13 protein-coding genes are annotated in these 17,177 nt (G+C 76.4%); 9 read left to right on the plus strand and 4 right to left on the minus strand.

Translation table 11 applies throughout. The features are described 5' to 3' along the window. Positions 1-345: 345 nt before the first annotated feature. Genes ACFUEL_RS17390 through ACFUEL_RS17400 form a run of 3 tightly spaced genes read left to right on the plus strand, consistent with a single transcriptional unit; the run spans position 346 to position 2,912 of the window. Positions 346-1,689: a ferric reductase-like transmembrane domain-containing protein gene (locus ACFUEL_RS17390; RefSeq protein ID WP_380237138.1), complete on the plus strand. Its 1,344-nt coding sequence runs from the start codon at positions 346-348 to the stop codon at positions 1,687-1,689. 12 nt (positions 1,690-1,701) lie between these two features. Continuing rightward, a complete protein-coding gene (locus ACFUEL_RS17395) occupies positions 1,702-2,196 on the plus strand; it encodes an FMN-binding protein (RefSeq protein WP_380237139.1) in 495 nt (164 codons plus the stop codon). Positions 2,197-2,219: 23 nt separating this feature from the next. Continuing rightward, complete coding sequence (locus ACFUEL_RS17400) at positions 2,220-2,912, plus strand: FAD:protein FMN transferase (protein WP_380237148.1); 693 nt, start codon at positions 2,220-2,222, stop codon at positions 2,910-2,912. 201 nt (positions 2,913-3,113) lie between these two features. On the opposite strand, the gene psbW is transcribed toward ACFUEL_RS17400, so the two are convergent. Together psbW and malQ are read right to left on the minus strand one after the other, a co-directional pair. Then, positions 3,114-3,335 (minus strand): photosystem II reaction center protein PsbW, encoded by a 222-nt coding sequence (gene psbW, locus ACFUEL_RS17405; RefSeq protein WP_380237140.1) that lies wholly within the window; start codon positions 3,333-3,335, stop codon positions 3,114-3,116. 21 nt (positions 3,336-3,356) lie between these two features. Further along, a complete protein-coding gene (malQ, locus tag ACFUEL_RS17410; protein WP_380237149.1) occupies positions 3,357-5,468 on the minus strand; it encodes a 4-alpha-glucanotransferase in 2,112 nt (703 codons plus the stop codon). Positions 5,469-5,816: 348 nt separating this feature from the next. On the opposite strand from malQ, the gene ACFUEL_RS17415 reads away from it, so the two are divergent. Then, positions 5,817-9,662, plus strand: coding sequence for a beta-N-acetylglucosaminidase domain-containing protein (locus ACFUEL_RS17415; protein WP_380237141.1), 3,846 nt, complete (start codon positions 5,817-5,819; stop codon positions 9,660-9,662). Positions 9,663-9,752: 90 nt separating this feature from the next. Here the strand turns inward: ACFUEL_RS17415 and ACFUEL_RS17420 are convergent, their stop codons facing one another. Next, positions 9,753-10,364: an HNH endonuclease gene (locus ACFUEL_RS17420; protein WP_380237142.1), complete on the minus strand. Its 612-nt coding sequence runs from the start codon at positions 10,362-10,364 to the stop codon at positions 9,753-9,755. A 298-nt stretch (positions 10,365-10,662) separates the two neighbouring features. Here ACFUEL_RS17420 and ACFUEL_RS17425 point away from each other — a divergent pair, with 298 nt between their 5' ends. Then, the gene (locus ACFUEL_RS17425) at positions 10,663-11,733 is read left to right on the plus strand and encodes a mechanosensitive ion channel family protein (protein WP_380237143.1); all 1,071 of its coding nucleotides are present in this window, start codon (positions 10,663-10,665) and stop codon (positions 11,731-11,733) included. On the opposite strand, the gene ACFUEL_RS17430 is transcribed toward ACFUEL_RS17425, so the two are convergent. Further along, positions 11,734-12,567, minus strand: coding sequence for a LysR family transcriptional regulator (locus ACFUEL_RS17430; protein WP_380237144.1), 834 nt, complete (start codon positions 12,565-12,567; stop codon positions 11,734-11,736). 90 nt (positions 12,568-12,657) lie between these two features. On the opposite strand from ACFUEL_RS17430, the gene ACFUEL_RS17435 reads away from it, so the two are divergent. The 4 genes from ACFUEL_RS17435 to ACFUEL_RS17450 form a co-directional block, all read left to right on the plus strand. Beyond that, positions 12,658-13,398, plus strand: a complete 741-nt coding sequence (locus ACFUEL_RS17435; RefSeq protein WP_380237145.1) for an SDR family oxidoreductase — start codon at positions 12,658-12,660, stop codon at positions 13,396-13,398. Between the two features lie 118 nt (positions 13,399-13,516). Next, positions 13,517-14,707 carry an ROK family transcriptional regulator gene (locus ACFUEL_RS17440; RefSeq protein WP_380237146.1) on the plus strand — a complete coding sequence of 397 codons (1,191 nt, stop codon included), beginning with the start codon at positions 13,517-13,519 and terminating at the stop codon, positions 14,705-14,707. Positions 14,708-14,834: 127 nt separating this feature from the next. After that, the gene (locus ACFUEL_RS17445; protein WP_380237150.1) at positions 14,835-16,115 is read left to right on the plus strand and encodes a 6-phospho-beta-glucosidase; all 1,281 of its coding nucleotides are present in this window, start codon (positions 14,835-14,837) and stop codon (positions 16,113-16,115) included. A gap of 61 nt (positions 16,116-16,176) precedes the next feature. After that, the coding region (locus ACFUEL_RS17450; protein ID WP_380237147.1) for an N-acetylglucosamine kinase at positions 16,177-17,177 on the plus strand (1,001 nt) is incomplete at its 3' end.

Genomic DNA, 17,177 nt, shown 5'->3' on the forward strand with positions numbered 1-17,177 from the left:
CTGCTGCTGCGTGCATCGGCTTCTGGTTCTGTCACTGCACGCAGCAGCACGGACACTTCGATGGGCTCCGGCCGTCAGCAGCACGGACCCGCCGTTCCCCGGGCCCCTGATTGTGCATGCTCGTCTGCCGACAGTTCCCCGGGCCGCTGGTGGGGCTCTTCTGCGTGGGACTCTTCCGTTCCGGGATGAGAAAGCGGTGAGATTCCCGGGGCCCGGTCGGCCTTGGCGCGACTGCTTCGAGCTGGGCCGATACCCTTCCCGGACGTCCGGTAGGACTATCGGTTCTCAGGGAACTGAGAACTTCCGGTGGCACCGTGGGCCCCGCACCACCGAAGGAGGGCCCCGTTGACCGCACTTCCCGCCCCCGGCCGGGCCGCGCCCCGCCGCTCCCTGCCCCCGGACGCCGTCCGGCGCGGCGTGCCCGCCCTGGTCGTGCTCGGTGCGCTCGGCGTCCTCGCCCTGTGGTGGGCCGACACCCCGCGGGTGGCCGGCGCCGCCGACTGGCTCACCGGCGCGGGGCGGATCACCGGCCTGCTGGCCGGTTACGCCGCGCCCGTCCTGCTGCTGCTGATGGCCCGGATCCCGCTGCTGGAGCGCGAGGTGGGCGCGGACCGGCTGGCCCGCTGGCACGCGTACGGCGGCCGCTACCTGGTCTCGCTGGTCACCGTGCACGTGCTGACGGTGATCTGGGGCTACGCGCTGACCGACGGGCAGGGCCTGTGGGGCCAGACCGTCGAGATGGTGTTCCACTTCCCCGACATGCTGAAGGCCACCGCCGCGACCCTGCTGCTGCTCGGCACCGGCGCCCTCTCGGCCCGGACCGCCCGCCGCCGGATGGGCTACGAGACCTGGTACTACCTGCACCTGGCCACCTACCTTGCCGTCGCGCTCGGCTTCGCCCACCAGCTCACCACCGGCGCCGAGCTGGCCGACGGCCCGGCGAAGGCCGGCTGGTACCTGCTGTACTTCGGCACTGCCGCCGTCCTGGCGTGGTACCGGCTGCTGACCCCGTACCTGCGCGACCGGCGGCACCGGCTGGAGGTCGCCGAGGTGCGCGCCGAGGGGCCGGGCGTGGTCTCGGTCTTCCTCACCGGCCGGCACCTGGACGAACTGCGGGCCGAGCCGGGGCAGTTCTTCCGGCTGCAGTTCCTCACCCCGCGGCTGCGCTGGGCCGCCAACCCGTACTCGCTCTCCGCTCCCCCGCACCCGCGCTTCCTGCGCTTCACCGTCAAGGCGCTGGGCGCCCACAGCGCGGCGCTCGCCGCGCTCGCCCCCGGCACGAAGGTCCGCGCCGAGGGCCCGTACGGGGCGTTCACCGCGCGGCGGCACCGCGGCGGGCCGGTGCTGCTGCTCGGCGCGGGCGTCGGCGTCACCCCGCTGCGCGCGCTGGCCGAGACGCTGCCCGGCCGGGTCACCCTGGTGCAGCGCGCCCGCCGCCCGAAGGACGTGCTGTTCCGCCGCGAGCTCGCCGCCGTCGCCGCGCAGCGCGGCGTCCGGGTGCACGAACTGCTCGGCGGCCGGGCCGAGGTGGGCGGTCTCGGCGCGGCGCTGGGCCGACTCGTCCCCGACCTGGCCCGGCACGAGGTCTACCTGTGCGGCCCCGAGGAGTTCACCACCGAGGCCGTCGGCGCACTGCGCGCCGCCGGGGTCCGGGCCGACCGCATCCACCACGAGTCCTTCGCCCTCTAGGAGCACCCCGCCATGCGACGCGCCGTCATCACCGCCTCCGCGACCGCCGCCGGGGTCGTCCTGCTGCTCTCCCTCAAGCCCCACGACCCCTCCTCCGCGCACGCCATCTCCGCCTCGAACGCGAACCCGGGCTCCGGCACCAGCACCGGCACCGGCACCGGCACCGACAGCGGCACCGACAGCAGTGCCGGGTCCACCGGCGCCGCGGACACCGCGCAGGGCGGCGGGACCGCGCGGACCGCCACCGGCAGCGCGGTCAACACCCGGTACGGGCCGGTGCAGGTCAAGGTCACCATGGACGGCGGGAGGATCAGCAGGATCGACGTGGTCCAGTACCCCACCCGGGACCGCCGCGACCGGGAGATCAACGAGTCCGCGATACCCGTCCTCAACCAGGAGGCGCTCGCCGCGCAGAGCGCCGACATCGACGTGGTCTCCGGCGCGACGTACACCAGCGACGGCTACACCCGCTCGTTGCAGAGCGCCCTCGACCAGGTGGGAAAGTGACGGCCCGCCACGTCGAGCACGTGATGGGGACGGTCTTCTCCATCGCCGTCCGCGACCCGGGGCCGGAGACCGGCCCGGCCCTCCGGCGGATCGTGGAGCGGCTGCACCGGATCGACGAGGTGTTCTCGACCTACCGGGCGCGGAGCGAGGTCAGCCGGATCGACCGCGGCGAACTCCCCCTCGCGGACGCCGACCCGGAGGTCCGCCTGGTGCTGGAGCGGTGCGCGGAACTCACCGCGGAGACCGGCGGCTACTTCACCGCGCGGCCCGGCGGACGGCTCGACCCCAGCGGCTACGTCAAGGGCTGGGCGGTCGAGGAGGCGTCCCGGATGCTGCGCGAGTCCGGCTCCGCCCAGCACTGCGTCAGCGGCGGCGGGGACGTCCAGACGGCGGGCGGACCGTGGCGGATCGGGATCGCCGACCCGCACCGCGAGCGGGCCGTCGCCCGCGTCGTCACCGGCCACAACCTGGCCGTCGCCACCTCCGGCACCGCGGAGCGCGGCCCGCACATCATCGACCCGCACACCGCCCTGCCCGCGGACTCCTACGCCTCGCTCACCCTGGTCGGCCCCCGCCTCACCCGGGTGGACGCCCTGGCCACCGCGGCGTTCGCCATGGGCGCGCCGCGCGGCCTGCGCTGGCTCGCCGCGAAGGGCCTCCGGGCGCTGGCGATCCACCCGGACGGGCGCCAGGAGACGACGGCCGGCTGGGCCTGAGGAGCGCATTCAGGGGCTCGGGGAACGGCGAGCACGGGTCTGCTGGCGGTTCACTGCCGCCCAGCGCATCGGCTTCTGGTTCTGTTTACGGCACGCAGCAACACGGACACTTCGATGGGCTCCGGCCGTCAGCAGCACGGCCCCGCCGTTCCCCGGGCCCCTGAATGCGCTTCTCGTGTACCCAGGGGGCCGGGGACCCGGTTACTTCTTCTTGCTGCCCGGGATCATGCAGAGGCCCGCGATCACCGCGAAGGCGACGATCGGGAGGGCGACGAACAGGCCCAGGGTCTCGCCGACGCTCAGGCCGGTGCCGGGGTTGTCGCCGTCATCGCGGGTGAGCGCCATGGCGGGCGACGACATGACCATCATCAGCGTGGCCGCCGCGGTGACCGCACCGGCGCGCATTGCGTTCCTCTTGTCCACGTTTCCCAAGGTACCGGCCCCCTACACCGCTCCGCCCGGCGGGGTACGCCTGTCGGCGTGTCCCGCCGGGAGGATGTTCAACGGGGCGAGGGTGGCGGCGATGCCCGCGGTGCCGGGGGCGGCGGCCAGCGCGTCGAGGGTGCGGGGGGTGCCGGCGGAGTCGGCGACCGGGAGGCGCCAGTTGGGGTACTGGTCCCAGGTGCCGGGGAGGTTCTGCGGGCGGGGGTCGCCGACGGTGTCGGGGAGCCAGACGCCGACCAGCTTGGCGGGGGTGGCCAGCAGGTAGGCGTACAGCGCCTCGGGGGTGGCCGGTTCGCCCTCGGCGAGCAGCCCGACCCGGACGAGTTCGCGCTGCCAGTCGGCGAGTTCGGCGGCGGCGGCGTCCTGCTCCTCAGCCAGCGGGCGGGCCAGCAGGCCGAGGCGGTGGCGCAGTTCGACGTGCTCACCGGTGAGCCGGGCGGCGGTGGAGGGCAGGTCGTGGGTGGTGAGGGTGGCCAGGCAGCCGGGGCGCCAGCGCTCGGGGGGCAGCACGGTGCCGTCGGCCTGCCAGTCCCGTTCGAACCAGAGCACGGAGGTGCCGAGCACGCCGTGGTCGGCGAGGCGTTCGCGCACGCCGGGTTCGACGGTGCCGAGGTCCTCGCCGATGACGGCGGCGCCGGCCCGGTGGGCCTCCAGGGCGAGGACGGCGAGCATCGCCTCGGCGTCGTAGCGGACGTAGGTGCCCTCGGTCGGGCGGGCGCCCTCGGGCACCCACCAGAGCCGGAACAGGCCCATCACGTGGTCGATCCGGATCGCGCCGGCGTGCCGGGCGGCGGAGCGGATCAGCTCGGCGAACGGGGCGTACCCGGCCTCGGCGAGGGCGTCGGGGCGCCAGGGCGGCAGGCCCCAGTCCTGGCCGTGGGCGTTGAAGGCGTCCGGCGGGGCGCCGGTGGAGATGCCGGCGGCCAGCACGTCCTGGAGGGCCCAGGCGTCGGCGCCGTCGGGGTGGACGCCGACCGCGAGGTCGTGGATCAGGCCGAGCGGCATGCCGGAGTCGACGGCGGCGCGCTGGGCGGCGCGCAGCTGCTCGTCGACCAGCCAGGCCAGCCAGCGGTGGAACTCGACCCGGTCCTTCAACTCGGCCTTGGTAGCGGCCACTTGGGGGTTGGCGGGGTGGCGCAGGCCCTTCGGCCAGGAGTGCCAGCCGGCGCCGTGCGCCTCGGCCAGCGCGTTCCACACCGCGTACCGCTCCAGCCATTCGCCCTCGCGCCGGACGAACGCCCGGTACGCGGCCTCCCGGCCGATCCCGCGCGGCACGGTGTGCAGCAGTTCGAGGGCCCGGCGCTTGAGCGACCACACGGAGTCCCGGTCGATCAGGGCGTCGTGCTCCAGCACCTCCTCGCGCAGCAGCCGGGCCCGGCGGGCGAGTTCGCGGACCTCCTCGTGCCGGGCGTACTCGGGGACGGCCTCGATCCGCAGGTGCACCGGGTCGGCGAAGCGGCGCGAGGAGGGGCGGTACGGGGACGGGTCGGAGGGGGCGCCGGGCATGCCCGCGTGCAGCGGGTTGATCTGCAGGAAGCCCGCGCCGAGTTCGGCGCCGGCCCACTGGGCGAGCTCCGCGAGGTCGGCCAAGTCGCCCATGCCCCAGGACTGTTCGCTCAGCACGGAGTACAGCTGGGCGAGGAAGCCCCAGCTGCGCCGCTGCGGTTCGGGGATCCGCGGCGGGGCGACCACCAGCGCGGCGCGGGCGGTGCGCCCGTCCGCCCGGACGTCCAGCGCGTGCCGGCCGAGCGGCAGGTCCTCGGGCAGCCAGTGCGCGTGCTCGACCGTCAACTCCCAGGCGGCGCCGCCCTGTTCCAGCTCGATCCGGACCTCGGCCCCGGCCGGCAGGTCGAGCGCGGTGCGCCGCCCCTGCCAGGCGACCACGGTCGGCGGCAGCAGGCGCCGGGCGGCCTCCTCGCGGTGCCGCTCCAGCGCCTTCGCGGCCAGCTCCGGCGTTCCGGCGTCGACCCCGAGCGCGGCCAGCACGGCGGTCAGCGTGCGCGCCCCGACCTGCACCGGGCCGGCCCCGGCGTCGTAGCGGGTGTCCACCCCGTGGGCGTCCGCGAGCGCCGTCAACTCCGGTGGGGCGGGCGGGTTGTCCTCCGCCGGCACCTGTTCGAATCCCGCTTGGTCCCGGTCAAGGTATGCGGCCACCCGGCGCACTCCGTCCTCGGGTTGCCCCCGACGCCGACAATGTAGTCAGGCACAGTCCTACCCGCGCCGCCGCCCGCCGACCCCGACCGACACGGCCTGCGGCCCGCACCGGTCGGGTGAACGTCCGCCCGGCCGGTTGCCGCCCCGGCCGGGCTCCGGGCTTTTCCGTCGATAACGGACATAGCTGCCAGTGGCGTTGACAGCGGCGCGGGCAGCTGGTGGGGTGGGCGGGCCGGACGGCCGAGGGGGGCCGGGCCGGGTCGGTGGGGGGCCGGTGAGCTGGGCGTTTCGGGCGAGGAGGCTCCGGTGCAGGCGCGGGTGTCGGTGGCGGCCGGACGGCGGCTGCGGCAGGGTCTGGAGCGCAGCGCGGCGCTGCGCGAGGTACTGAACCACCCGGCGGCGCTGGCGGCCCGCCGGACGGCGGCGCGGACGGCCCGGCAGGTGGCGCCGCGGGCCGCGGACCGCTTCATCGCGGACGTCAAGGGCACCGAGCCGCTGCTGGCCTCGGTGCGGGCCGAGCGCCGCACCGGGCGGCGGGGCAGCGCGCTGCGGGTCGCGGCGACGCTGTCGGCGGCGGCGGTGGTCGGCGGGCTGCTGGCCCCGGCCCAGGGCTTCGCCGCGCAGGCGGACCTGCGCCCCGGCCCGAGCAGCTCCGTCCCGGACGCCCCCGGGGCCCCGGACGCCCGGGGGGCCGCGGCCGTCGCGGAGGCGGCGCCGGCGCTGGGCTCGCTGACCGACCCCCGGGTGTTCCCGCGCCCGCAGGAGTCCCGGGTGGGCGGCGCGCCGGTGGCGGTGCCCCGGCAGGTGACGGTGGTGCTGGCGGACTCCGCCGACGGCCCGGCGGTGGACGCGGTGCGCGCGCTGCTGGCCCGGGCGGGCGCGACGGAGGTGCTGACCGCGGCGCAGGCCCCCGAGCACCCGGCGGCCGGGTCGCTGGTGGTGTACGTGGGCGGCCCGTACGAGGGCGCGGGCGGGGCGGTCGACCGGGCGCTGCGGCGGATCGCGGTGGCGGACGGGCTGAAGGACACCGAGGTGCCGCAGCTGGCGGGCCTGCCCCCGGGCGGCTACCTGCTGGCGTCCGGCCGGCTGCCCGCGGAGGGCGGCGGCGAGTACGGCGCGGTGGTGCTGGCGGGGGTGGACGGCACGGGCACCTTCTACGCGGCGCAGAGCCTGGCGCAGCTGCTCGCCCCGGTCGGCCCGGGGCAGGGGCAGGGCGGCGGGGGCGACCGGGGCTTCCCGGGCGTGCTGCTGCGGGACTGGCCCTCGGGCGCGGCCCGGCGCGGCACCGCGGAGTCGTTCTACGGGGCGCCGTGGAGCTCCGCGCAGCGGCTGGCGCTGGTGGACTTCCTGGGCCGCACCAAGCAGGACTACTTCCTGTACGCGCCGGGCGGCGACCCGTACCGCTCGCAGCGCTGGCGGGAGGCGTACCCGGCACGGGAGGCGGGCGAGCTGGCCGAGCTGACCGCACGGGCCCGCGCCAACCACGTGACGGTGGCGTACTCGCTCGCCCCCGGGCAGTCGTTCTGCTTCTCCTCCGGCAAGGACGCGGACGCGCTGGTCGCCAAGCTGGACGGGCTGTGGGGGCTGGGCGTGCGGGAGTTCCAGCTGGACTTCCTGGACGTGTCGTACGACGAGTGGCACTGCGGGGCGGACCGGCGCACGTTCGGCACCGGGCCGGTGGCGGCGGCGAAGGCGCAGGCCGCGCTGGTCGCGACGGTGCGGCAGAAGCTGCTGGCGCGGCACCCGGAGCTGGCGCCGCTGTCGGTGGTGCCCACCGAGTACCTGAAGCAGGGCACCACGCCGTACCGGGCGGCGCTGGCCGCCGGGCTGCCGGACGGGGTGCGGGTGGTGTGGAGCGGCGGCGCGGCCATCCCCGAGCGGGTGACGGGCGACCAGATCGGCTCCACCGCCGACCTGTTCGGGCGCCCGCTGGTCACCATGGACAACTACCCGGTGAACGACTCGGCGCCGGACCGGCTGTTCCTGGGCGGCTACACCGGGCGGGACGCCGAGGTGGCGCGGCGCTCGGCGGTGCTGCTGACCTCGGCGATGAGCCAGCCGGTGGCGTCCCGGATCCCGCTGGCGACGGCCGCCGACTTCGGCTGGCAGCCGGACGGCTACCGGCCCGGGGAGTCGCTGGCCGGAGCGCTGCGGCTGCTGACCGCGGGGCCCGCGCAGCAGGCCGCGGCGGCCGCGCTGGCGGGCAACAGCGCCTCCTCGCCGCTGGACGGCCGGGAGTCGGCGTACCTGGCGCCGCTGGTCGAGCGGTTCTGGGCGGCGGCCGAGCCGGCCTCGGGCGCGCCCGCCGACGCGGCCGAGCTGCGGGCGGCCTCTCAGCCGCTGCGCGAGGCGTGCACCGTGATGGCGGACGCGCCGCGGACGCTGGCGGGCGACCCGCTGGCGCGGGACGCGGCGCCGTGGCTGGCCCGGCTGTCGGCGTACGGCGCGGCGGGCCGGGCGGCGGTGGACATGCTGCTGGCGCAGCAGGGCGGCGACGGCACCGCGGCCTGGCAGGCCCGGCTGGAGCTGGGGCGCCAGCGCGGGGTGCTGGAGCAGAACCCGGTGACGGTCGGCAAGGGCGTGCTGGACGCCTTCCTGGAGCGGGCGGCGAAGTCCGCGGACACCTGGTCGGGCATCACCCCGGGCGCCGCGCCGACCACCACCCTGGGCACCGCGCACGACCACGGCCCGGCGCTGATGGCGGACGGCTCGGGGCAGACCTTCTACTGGTCGTCCGCGCCGCCGCAGGTCGGCGACAGCTTCGGCCTGGACCTGGGCACCCCGAAGCCGCTGGGCTCGGTGACGGTGCTGATGGGCGGCTGGGGCGACGAGCCGGACGCCCGGTCGGCGGCCGACGACTACCTGCACGACGGGGTGCTGGAGTACTGGAGCGGCTCGGGCGGCTGGCACCGGCTGGCCACCGTGCACGGGCAGCGGACGGTCAGCGCGCAGGCCCCGGCGGGCACCGTCGCCAAGGCGGTCCGGCTGCGCGCCACCTCCGGGCAGCAGACGGCCGTCGCGGTGCGGGAGTTCACCGCGGACGCGCCGGACGCGGTGGACGCCGCGGTGTCCGGCCCGCCCGCCGCGCCGGGCTCCTCGCCGGACGCGGTGCTCTCCGGCGACCCGGACTCCGCCTTCCGGGCGGCCGCACCGCCCGCCGAGGGCGACGCCCCGCTGACGGTGGAGCTGGGCTCGGCCCGGCCGCTGGACCGGCTGACCGTGCTGACCGACCCGGCGGTGCGGGCCGAGGCGACCGCGCAGGTGCGCCGGCCGGACGGCAGCTGGGCCGACCTGGGCCCGGTGCGGCCCGGCTACAACGAGCTGCGGGCCGACGGCGGACCGGTGGAGGCGCTGCGGCTGGTGTGGCGGCCGGGCGGCGAGGCCCCGGTGGTCAACCAGGTGATCCCGTGGTGGGCGGACGTCCCGGCGGCCCGGCTGACGCTGGCCCAGCCGACGCTGGACGTGGTGGCGGGCGCCGCGGCGCCCGCGCAGGCGCTGGCCACCGTGGAGTCGGGGCGGCCGGACGCGCTGACCGGCACCCTGCGGGCCGACGTCCCGGCGGTGGCCAGGGGGCTGGTGGTGGCCCCGGCCCCGGCGGTGACGGTGCCGCGCGGCGGCCAGGTGGGCGCGCCGCTGCTGGTCACGGCGGCCGCGGACACCCCCTCGGGCACCTACCGGGTGCCGCTGGTGTTCACGGCGGGCACGCTGACCGTCCGCCAGGAGCTGCTGGTGCACGTGGTGCCGCCGACCGGCGGGCCGGACCTGGCGCCGACCGCGACCGCCTCGTCCTCGGGCGACGACAGCGCGAGGACCCCGGCGGCGGCGGTCGCCGACGGCGACCCGAAGACCTCCTGGAGCTCCCCGGCCCGGGACGACGCCTGGGTGCAGCTGCGGCTGCCGCAGCCCGCCCGGCTGGGCTCGGCGGTGCTGCACTGGGGCGCGGCGTACGCCTCGGCGTACCGGATCCAGACCTCCGCCGACGGCGTGGCGTGGACCACCGTGGCGGAGGTGGGCAACGGGCAGGGCGGCGACGAGACCGTCCGCTTCGACGCGCCGGACGCGCGGTACCTGCGGGTGCAGGGCGTGGGCCGGGCCACCCGGTACGGGTACGCGCTGTCCGGTGTCGAGCTGTACGGCGTGCGGGCGCCGTAGGAGCGCGGCGGGCCGCCGGCGCTCCCGTTGCGGGGGCGGCGGCGGCCCATGAGGCGTACCGGTTGTCGTGTCGGGCAGGCCCTTGTCTGTTCAGGCGGAGAGCGGTGCGTGCTGCTCGCCGCGGCGGATCGGACGGGTGCGGACGGGGGCGGGCAGGACCGTCTCCGGATGATCGTGGTGTTCGAAGTCCCGGAACTGGTCGAGGCCGCCGTACGGCTCCAGGTAGGGCCGCCAGCGCGGGTCCTTGATCCCGGTGCCGATGACCCGCCAGGCCAGGCCGCTGGGGGCGGCCGGGGGGCGCTTCATCCGCCAGCCGAGGTCGGCGAGGTGCCGGTCGGCCTTGGTGTGGTTGCAGCGGCGGCAGGCCGCCACCACGTTGTCCCACCGGTGCTGGCCGCCCCGGCTGCGCGGGATGACGTGGTCGACACTGGTGGCGGCGGCCCCGCAGTACACGCACCGGCCGTGGTCGCGGGCGAACAGCGCCCGCCTGGTCAGCGGCACGGGGCCTCGGTAGGGGACCCGCACGAAACGGGTCAGTTTGACGACGGACGGTGCCCGGACGGCACCGGTGGCGCTGTGCAGAGTGGTGCCCGCATCCTCCAGGGCGATCGCCTTGTGGTTGAGGACGAGGATGAGGGCGCGTCGCATCGAGACGACACCGAGCGGCTCGTACGACGCGTTGAGGACAAGGACATGCGGCACGGGGCCTCCTTGGACGCCTGCGGCGCGTGGCTCGCGCCGAGTCGAGCGGGTGACCGCGCCCCGCGCGGGGCGTGATCTCCCTCAGTGTCGCCTTACGCCGTCGTACGACGCCACCATTTCTCCGTGAACGGGCCGCGCGCGTGCGGTGGGCCCGCGCACGTTCCGCCATAGCGGGTATGCCCAGCTGGCGACGCTCCTGCACGTACCGTGCGGGTGCCGGTGCGGTGCGTGTCCGGAACCGGACCGGTACCGCCGCCGGGCCGTCCGAGCGGGTGAACGGGCTCGCTACAGTGGGGCGATGCTCGCCGATTCCGCTGCCGACAGCACCGCGCCGACGTTCACCATCCCCACCACCGCCGCCGACGTGACCGACACCACCCGGCAGGCGGCCGGCTGGCTGGACGAGAACTGGCAGGGCTGGGTGGTGGACGGCGTCCGGATCGTCTTCATCCTCGGACTGGCCCTGGTGCTGCGGGCCGTGGTCCGCAAGGTGATCGACAAGCTGGTGGCCCGGATGGGGCGGCCCGCGGACGCCGACGACGACCACGGGGTGCTCGGCGGCCTGCTGGCCAACAGCGGCGTGGTCAACACCGAGCGGCGCCAGCAGCGTTCGGAGGCGATCGGCTCGGTGCTGCGCTCGGTGGCCTCCTTCACCATCCTGGGCACCGCCTCGCTGATGGCCCTGTCGGTGCTCGGCGTCGACCTGGCCCCGCTGCTGGCCTCCGCCGGTGTGGCCGGCGTGGCGATCGGCTTCGGCGCCCGCAACCTGGTCACCGACTTCCTCTCCGGCGTCTTCATGATCATGGAGGACCAGTACGGCGTCGGCGACGAGATCGACACCGGCGTGGCCACCGGCACCGTGCTGGAGGTCGGCCTGCGGGTCACCAAGCTGCGCGGCGCGGGCGGCGAGATCTGGTACATCCGCAACGGCGAGGTCAAGCGGATCGCCAACATGAGCCAGGGCTGGGGCACCGCCACCGTGGACGTCCAGGTCGGCTACCGGGAGGACCTGGAGCGGGTCGAGCTGCTGGTCCTCGAGGCCGCCGACCAGCTCGCCAAGGAGACCCCGTACGACGAGCTGATCTGGGGCCAGGTCAAGGTGCTGGGCGTCGAGTCGGTCTCGGTCGACTCCGTCCAGCTGCGGGTCCAGGCCCGCTGCACCCCCGGGAAGTCCGCCCAGGTCTCGCGCGCCCTGCGGCTGCGCCTGAAGGCCGCCTTCGACCTGGCCGGCGTCAAGCTCCAGGAGGAGGCCGCCGCCGCCACCCTCCCGGCCCAGCCGGCCGCCCCGGAGGTCCTCCCGCCGTCCGCCCTGGCCGATCCCAACTCGGCCCGCTCGCTGGCCGCCAAGCCGATACCGATGCAGAACTGATCAGCCGCCCGCCGCCGCCCGCAACAGGTCGGCCAGCGGGCGGGAGCGGCTGTCGGGGGGCCAGGCGAGCACGGTGGTGACCCGGGGGGCGTCCGGGACGGGGACGGCGGCCACGTCGTCGCGGAGCTGGGCGCGGCAGGATTCCGGCAGGAGGGCGCACGTCCGGCCGAGGGCGATCAGCTGGTAGAGCTGGGCGTGGTCGCGGATCGCCGGGCCCGGCCCGTCCGGGTGGGTGCCGTCGGGGCGCGGGTAGCGGGGGGCGGGCAGGTCCGGCAGGTCGGCCAGGTCGGCGGGGCGCAGTGCGCGGCGGGCGGTCAGCGGGTGTCCGGCGGGCAGCAGGGCGACCTGGCCCTCGGTGCGCAGTTCCTCGGTGTCCAGGCCGGTGACGGAGTCGAACGGCAGGTGCAGCAGCGCCGCGTCGGCCTCGCCGCGCCGCAGCAGGGCGCCCTGTTCGCCGTACTGGCACAGCCGCACGTCCACCGGCACCGATCCGGGCTCGGCGGCGTAGGCGGCCAGCAGTTTCGCCAGCAGTTCGGCGGACGCGCCGGCCTTCGCCGCCAGCACCAGCCCCGGCTGCCCGGCCCGGCGGGTGCGGGCCTCGGCGGCGGCCACCGCGTCCAGCGCGGTGCGGGCCTCGCGCAGCAGCACCCGGCCCGCGCCGGTCAGCGCCGCGCCGTGGCTGTCGCGTTCCAGCAGCACGGTGCCCAGCCGCCGCTCCAGCCGGGCGATCGCCCGTGACAGCGGCGGCTGCGCCATGCCCAGCCGGGCCGCCGCCCGGCCGAAGTTCAACTCCTCGGCGACGGCCACGAAGTAGCGCAGTTCCCGGGTCTCCATCCGCCCAGCCTACGGCGATACCCGCCGGGTATCGCCGGGTGCCCGGATCGGTCTTGGCCACCGCCCGGCGGCCGGCCGGAGCATGGGGGCATGAACGAGAACACGACGGACGGCAGGACGGTCGCGCTGGTCACCGGCGCGAACAAGGGCATCGGGTACGAGATCGCGGCGGGCCTCGGCGCGCTGGGCTGGCGGGTCGGGGTCGGGGCCCGCGACGAGGGGCGGCGCGCGGCGGCCGTCGAGGCGCTGCGGGCGGGCGGCGCGGACGCCTTCGGGGTGCCGCTGGACGTCACCGACGACGCCTCGGCGGCGGGCGCGGCCGCGCTGCTGGAAGAGCGCTTCGGGCGGTTGGACGTGCTGGTCAACAACGCGGCGGTGACCGGGGGCGTCCCGCAGGAACCGACCGTGGTCGACCTGGCGGAACTCCGGCTGGTGATGGAGACCAACGTGCTGGGGGTGGTCCGGGTGACCAACGCGCTGCTGCCGCTGCTGCGCCGCTCGGCGTCCCCGCGGATCGTCAACATGTCCAGCGGGGTGGGCTCGCTGACCCGGCAGTCCGACCCGGCCGGGGAGACCGGCCCGATCTCGGCGGCCTACGCGCCGTCCAAGACCTTCCTGAACGCGGTGACCGTGCAGTACGCCAAGGAGCTGCGCGGCACCGGAGTCCTGGTCAACCTGGGCTGCCCCGGCTACTGCGCCACCGACCTGAACGGGCACCGGGGCACCCGCACCCCCGCGCAGGGCGCGCGGGTGGCCGTCCGGCTGGCCACGCTGCCCGACGGCGGGCCGAGCGGCGCCTTCTTCGACGAGGAGGGACCGCTGCCCTGGTGACCGCGGCACCCGCACACCGCTCCGACGAACCGGTCACGTACCGTTGACAACTGCGGCTCGCAATTGGAAACTTTCCTAACAGTTGGCCGCAACGGCGTACGCAGAGGAGGATCGGGCCGTGACCACCCGAAAGACGCCCCGTTCCCCGCTGGCCGGTACGCCGAGCCTGCTGCGGGCCATCAACGACCGCGCCGCGCTGGAGCTGCTGCTCGCGAACGGCCCGCTGTCCCGCACCCAGATCGGGAGCCTGACCGGGCTCTCCAAGCCCACCGCCTCCCAGCTACTGGCCCGGCTGGAGGCGGTGGGGCTGGTGGTGCCGGTCGGGACGACCGCCGGCGGGCCGGGGCCGAACGCCCAGCTGTACCAGGTCAACCCGGCCGCCGGCCACGTCGCGGGCGTGGACGTGACCAGCACCGCGGTGCGGGTCGCGGTCGCCGACATCACCGGGACGACGCTGGCCGAGCACCGGGTGCCGACCAAGGGGTGGACGGCCGCGGAGACGGTGGCGCGGGTGGCCGAGGCGGTCGCGGAGACCGCGCGCCGGGCCCAGCTCGCCCCGGGGGCGCTGCGCGAGGTGGTGATCGGGATCGGCGGCGCGCCGGACCCGGTGACCGGGAAGCTGCGCTACGCCTCGCACCTGCCGGGCTGGCACTCGCCGCGGCTGGTGGAGGAGTTGGGGGCGGCGCTGGGCTCCCCGGTGTCGATCGAGAACGACGTGAACCTGGCCGCGGTGGCGGAGCAGGCCGGCGGCGCGGCCGCGGGCTGCGAGGACTTCGTGCTGCTCTGGGCCGAGCAGGGCATCGGCGCGGCGATCGTGATCGCGGGCCGGCTGCACCGGGGTTTCACCGGGGGCGCGGGCGAGGTCGGCTACATGCCGGCGCCGGACGCCCCGGTGTCGCTGGGCTCCCGCCGGAAGGTCACCGGCGGGTTCCAGGACCTCGCGGGCGAGCCGGCCGTACTGGCGCTGGCCCGCCGGCACGGGCTGCGCGGCGCCGACGCGGCGCAGGCGGTCGCCGGGGCCCTGGGCAGCGCCGGGGGCGAGGCGTTCCTGGCGGAGCTGGCCGAGCGGCTGGCGGTCGGCCTGGCGGTGATCGCCTCGGTGGTGGACCCGGAGCTGGTGGTGCTCTCCGGGGGCACGCCGACCGCGGGCGGGGAACGCCTGCGGGCACTGGTCCAGGAGGCCCTGGGCCGGATGTCCATCCCGCGGCCGGAGGTGCGGCTGTCGACCGTGCCGGGGCCGCCCGTCCTGACCGGCGCGCTGCAACGCGCCCTGGCGAGCGCCCGGGACGTCCTGTTCAGCACGCACTGAGGCGGGGTGCCCGGCGACGCCGCCGGCGCCGGCGCCGACCACCGTTCCGTTCTCCCTCGCACAACACCGCACAACGCGCCTTCGTCGAAGGCGTCACACTGACAGGGGTCAAGGGCTGATGTCCGCACTGAAGTTGGCAATCGTCGGCGGCGGTTCCACCTACACGCCGGAGCTGATCGACGGGTTCGCGCGACTGCGCGACACCCTGCCGATCGGCGAACTGGTGCTGATCGACCCGGCGGCCGACCGCCTGGAGCTGATCGCCGCGCTGGCCCGCCGGATCTTCGCCAAGCAGGGCCACGGCGCCACCGTCACCACCGCCACCGACGTCACCGCGGGCGTCCGGGACGCCGACGCGGTGCTGCTCCAGCTGCGGGTCGGCGGGCAGGCGGCGCGCAACGAGGACGAGACCTGGCCGCTGGAGTGCGGCTGCGTCGGCCAGGAGACCACCGGCGCGGGCGGCCTCGCCAAGGCGCTGCGCACCGTCCCGGTGGTGCTGGACATCGCCGAGCAGGTCCGCCGCACCAACCCGGACGCCTGGATCGTCGACTTCACCAACCCGGTCGGCATCGTCACCCGCGCCCTGCAGACCGCCGGGCACAAGGCCGTCGGCCTGTGCAACGTGGCGATCGGCTTCCAGCGCAAGTTCGCCGCCCACCTGGGCGTCGACCCGGAGCTGGTGCGCCTGGACCACGTCGGCCTGAACCACCTGACCTGGGAGCGCGGCGTCACCCTGCTCGACTCCCCCGGCGCGGCCGGCGGCCGCGAGGTGCTGCCGCAGCTGCTCGCCGAGCACGGCGAGGCGATCGCCGCCGACCTGCACCTGCCGCTGCCGGTGTTCCGCCGGCTCGGCGTCGTCCCCTCGTACTACCTGCGGTACTTCTACCAGCACGACCTGGTGGTGGAGGAGCTGAAGGTCAAGGGCTCCCGGGCCGCCGAGGTCTCCGCGATCGAGAAGCAGCTGCTGGAGATGTACGCCGACCCGGCCCTGGACACCAAGCCCGAGCTGCTCGGCAAGCGCGGCGGCGCGTTCTACTCCGAGGCCGCCGTGCAGCTGATCGCCTCGCTGCTGGGCACCGACGGCCGCACCACCGTCCAGGTGGTCAACACCCGCAACGACGGCGTGCTGCCGTTCCTGCCCGACGACGCGGTCATCGAGGTCCCGGCCGAGGTCGACGCCGCCGGCGTCCGCCCGCTGCCGCAGCGCCCGGTCGAACCGCTGTACGCGGGCCTGATCGCGGGCGTCACCGCGTACGAGCACCTGGCGCTGGACGCCGCGCTGCACGGCGGCCGGGACCGGGTCTTCGACGCGCTGCTCGCCCACCCGCTGGTCGGGCAGATCGAGCTCGCCGACCAGCTCACCGACCGGCTGCTGGCGCACAACCGCGCGCACCTGAGCTGGGCGTGAACGGCACCATGACCGCGCACCACCGCCCCAGCTCCGCGCGCCACCACGGGGGGACCGGCCGATGAGCCACTCCGCACTCCTGCCCGGCGTCCTCGCCATCGACGCCGGGAACAGCAAGACCGACCTGGCCCTGGTCGGCGCCGACGGCACCGTCCTGGCCGGTGCCCGCGGCGGCGGCTTCCAGCCGCAGCGCACCGGCCCGGCCGCGGCCGTCGCCGCGCTCGCCCCGCTGGTCGGCGACCTGGCCCGGCAGGCCGGCGCCGACTGGCGGCCCGGCGGGCGGCCGCTGACCGACCACGTCAGCGCCTGCCTGGCCAACGCCGACCTGCCGGTCGAGGAGGAGCGGCTGCACGAGGCGATCTCGGGCCACGGCTGGGCGCCGTCGGTGCACGTCGCCAACGACACCTTCGGGCTGCTGCGGGCCGGCACCGACGGGCCGCTGGGCGTCGCGGTGGTCTGCGGCGCGGGCATCAACTGCGTCGGCCTGCGGCCCGACGGGCGCACCGCCCGCTGGCCCGCGCTCGGCAAGGTCACCGGCGACTGGGGCGGCGGCGGCGGGCTCGCCGACGAGGCGATGTGGCACGCGGCCCGCGCCGAGGACGGCCGCGGCGGCCCCACCCTGCTCTCCCCGATGATCGGCGCCCACTTCGGGCTGGCGGGCGCCAACGCGGTCGCCGAGGCGATGCACCTGGGCCTGATCGAACCGTCCCGGCTGCACGAGGTCGCCCGGGTGCTGTTCGCGGCGGGCGAGGCGGGCGACCCCACCGCGCTCGGCCTGATCGACCGGCAGGCCGACGAGGTCGCCCGGCTGGCCGTGATCGCGCTGACCCGGCTCGACCTGCTGGAGCAGCCGGTGCCGGTGGTGCTCGGCGGCGGCGTGCTGGCCTCCCGGCAGCCGCTGCTGCTGGACAACCTGACCGCCCGGCTGGCGGCCGACGCGCCGCTCGCCGAACCGCGGGTGGTCGTCGCCCCGCCGGTGCTGGGCGCGGCCCTGCTCGGCCTGGACCACCTGGACGCCGGCCCCGCCGCGCAGCGCCGGCTGCGCGAGGCGTACCCGACGGC

Origin of the sequence: Kitasatospora sp. NPDC057198 (genome assembly GCF_042670125.1) — a bacterium.
Taxonomy (GTDB): Bacteria; Actinomycetota; Actinomycetes; order Streptomycetales; family Streptomycetaceae; genus Kitasatospora.